Raw genomic sequence first — 2,962 nt, forward strand, 5'->3', positions numbered from 1 at the left:
GTTGATAAATTGGCAATAGAAATGCGTGCAAAGCGCTTCGGTTTAACGCTACAAGAGGCAAAAAATCCACTTTCTGGTACTTACATAGGGCGACTTTGTTTGCAAGGTGTGCTTACACAAGAACAATATGACGCCGCGCAACAATATCTACAGATCAGAAACGATTACCTTTGTGCAAAAGGCTTTCCAAGTGCTGTTTATGATGAGATGCCCTCATCATCAGATGATAAGGCAAGAGACAAATGGGTAGAATTTGCTACAGAGCAGTTTTTCAATATGCAAGAGGCACTAAAAGAAGCACAATGCCTCTATAGACAGTATAATCTTCATGCAGCACTACAGTACCTCGTGATAGAAGATCAAATGTTACCACATCTTGTGAATTCATTACGCGTTACTCTTAATGTGCTTTATAAGTACTTTTCATTAGACAATTTTCCAAATAAACTTGATCAACGCTATCGTTAGTATTAACCCCAATATTACTCCAATTATTCCCAAAATCACTCTCAAACTTTCTTTTATACCTATACCGATTAAAACTAATAACCCTAAAATTATTATCCCTATTGTTATATTCCACATAAAAAGTGCAATTATACCACCAATGAAACCACAAATTAGAAGTGGTATTCCACAAGTTATTAAAGCTATGTCTTTAATGTTATCTTGTAGACCATCTTCACGTATTGTTTTTATCATTATACATGATATGATAAAACTCACGGCAGATATAGCTAGCAATAGAGCAGCCACTTTTTCTTGTAGATCATTTCCTATAAGGTTAGAATTAAATATTATAAGTGTAGGAATCCATGGAACAAACGTTGGTAAAAATAGTACAGTGCAGTATGCAACTATTTCTTTCCCTTTTTTTCCTGCTTTTTTAATGGCATGTATTGCATTGAATAGCATTAATAAAAACAATGCTATCAAAACTCCAATAAAGCATAAATTTTCTATAATCATTATCTTCTCTTTTTTGACGATCCACTGTTTAGAACACTGCTTAACCGATTCCCTTTGAATATATCAATATGTGTTATTTTTATGTTGACAAAGTGTTGCAAATCGTATTTAATGACATTGCTGTACTTAGGCGTATTGTGTCTAGATGAGAGGCAGTGCAGTTTGGAATCCCCGCAAATGCGGGGTTTTTTATTATTTGGAGGGCGTATTTTATGACATCAGAAAATACACAGCAGGCTCCACAACCGATTAAAAAGCGTATACCACCAAAGGCAGGTCAAGGGCGTGTCAAAGGCGTTCCGAATAAGATGACGCGCATTTTAAAAGAAGCAGTGGTTAAGGCTGCTGAGAATGCTGGGAATAAAATTGGCAAGGATGGTTTGATCTCTTATTTGGAAAAGCAGGCTATGGAATGCCCCGCTGCTTATTTAGCGTTGCTTGGTAAGGTGTTGCCTTTGCAAGTGACAGGGGAAGATGGGGGAGCCGTTAAGGTGATAACGCGTGTAGAAATCGCGCCTTTAGTGAATGACGACACGACAGATTAATATTGTACCAAAACTCATTCCTATTTTTGCAGGGGATGCTTTGGTACGAGCGGCTTGGGGTGGACGAGGGTCTGGGAAAACAAGATCATTTGCTTTGATGGCTGCTTTAAAAGGCTATCAATTTGGTAGGGAAGGGATATCAGGAACTATACTTTGTGCACGGCAGTTTCAAAACTCGCTAGCAGAAAGTTCATTGGAGGAGATTAAACGCGCCATTGAAGCGCATGACTTTTTAAAGGACTATTACAAGGTTGGGGAATCTTCGATTAAGTCGATTGATGGTCGTATAGCCTTTCAGTTTTCTGGTCTGGACCGCAATATAGCCAGTATCAAGTCTATGGGGCGTATTTTGCTTTGTTGGGTTGATGAGGCGGAGCCGGTGACAGAGACGGCTTGGCAAACGCTTATACCGACTTTGCGTGAAGAGGGAGAGGGGTGGAGAGCAGAGTTATGGGTGACATGGAACCCGTTGCGTGAGAATGCCCCCGTTGAGAAGCGGTTTCGCTTTTCAGACAATGAGGCAATTAAGCGTGTGGAGATCAACTGGTCAGACAATCCGAAGTTTCCGAAGATTTTGAATGAAGCGCGGTTGGATGATCTGAGAAACCGTCCAGAGACCTATAAGCATATATGGGAAGGGGCTTATCTGACAGCGGTTCAAGGCGCTTATTATCAAAAGGAAATGTTGGCAGCCGAGCAAGAGGGGCGGATAGGGCGTGTTGCTCGTGACCCCTTGATGCAGATACGCGCCTTTTGGGATATTGGGGGCACGGGTGCTAAGGCAGATGCCACAGCGATATGGATAGCGCAATTTGTTGGTAGAGAGATCAGAGTGCTTAATTATTACGAAGCACAGGGACAGCCTTTATCGGAACATATAGGCTGGTTACGTCAAAATGGTTATGAGAAGGCATTGATGGTTTTGCCCCATGATGGTGCGACCAGAGACCGTGTGCACAATGTGAGTTTTGAGAGTGCTCTTAAACAGGCAGGCTTTCAAACAAAAGTTATCCCTAATCAGGGAGCAGGGGCTGTTAAAATACGTATAGAAACAGTCCGCCGTGTTTTGCCTTCTGTTTGGTTTAATGAGAAGACGACGGTAGCAGGGCGCAAGGCACTGAACTGGTATCACGAGAAATGGGATGAGAAGCGCAATATTGGCTTGGGAGCAGAGCACGATTGGTCCAGTCATGGGGCAGATGCCTTTGGACTGATGTGTATTTCATACAAACTACCAAAAGAAATACAAAAGCGACCAGCTTATAGCGGCAGAACGGAATATGAGAGCACGTCATGGATGGCAGAATGATGTATGATGAAGAGCATTTAGACAAAGAAAGTAAAGCATCAGATCTGTCGACAGAAGGCTTATTTCGTAAGCTTGTGAGCTGGTACAAAGAAGATGTGGAGCATGTGAACAAATGGCGTGAACATGCGCGGGAGGATTT

Annotated in this window: 4 protein-coding genes; 3 read left to right on the forward strand and 1 reads right to left on the reverse strand. The window is 41.9% G+C overall.

All coding sequences use genetic code 11. The features are described 5' to 3' along the window. On the forward strand, positions 1 to 468 hold a 468-nt coding region (locus ACFIKR_RS09090; RefSeq protein WP_375659617.1), incomplete at its 5' end, for a hypothetical protein. Here the strand turns inward: ACFIKR_RS09090 and ACFIKR_RS09095 are convergent. Beyond that, positions 427 to 969 (reverse strand): hypothetical protein, encoded by a 543-nt coding sequence (locus tag ACFIKR_RS09095; RefSeq protein WP_375627049.1) that lies wholly within the window; start codon positions 967 to 969, stop codon positions 427 to 429. The two genes, ACFIKR_RS09090 and ACFIKR_RS09095, sit on opposite strands and share 42 nt — an antisense overlap. Positions 970 to 1,181: 212 nt before the next feature. Here ACFIKR_RS09095 and ACFIKR_RS09100 point away from each other — a divergent pair, with 212 nt between their 5' ends. Continuing rightward, a complete protein-coding gene (locus ACFIKR_RS09100) occupies positions 1,182 to 1,514 on the forward strand; it encodes a hypothetical protein (RefSeq protein ID WP_375659618.1) in 333 nt (110 codons plus the stop codon). Continuing rightward, the gene (locus ACFIKR_RS09105; protein ID WP_375659619.1) at positions 1,495 to 2,823 is read left to right on the forward strand and encodes a PBSX family phage terminase large subunit; all 1,329 of its coding nucleotides are present in this window, start codon (positions 1,495 to 1,497) and stop codon (positions 2,821 to 2,823) included. Before ACFIKR_RS09100 ends, ACFIKR_RS09105 begins: the two co-directional genes overlap by 20 nt. Positions 2,824 to 2,962: the final 139 nt, after the last annotated feature.

It is taken from the genome of Bartonella sp. MR30HLJHH (assembly GCF_042194195.1).
Lineage (GTDB): Bacteria > Pseudomonadota > Alphaproteobacteria > Rhizobiales > Rhizobiaceae > Bartonella > Bartonella grahamii.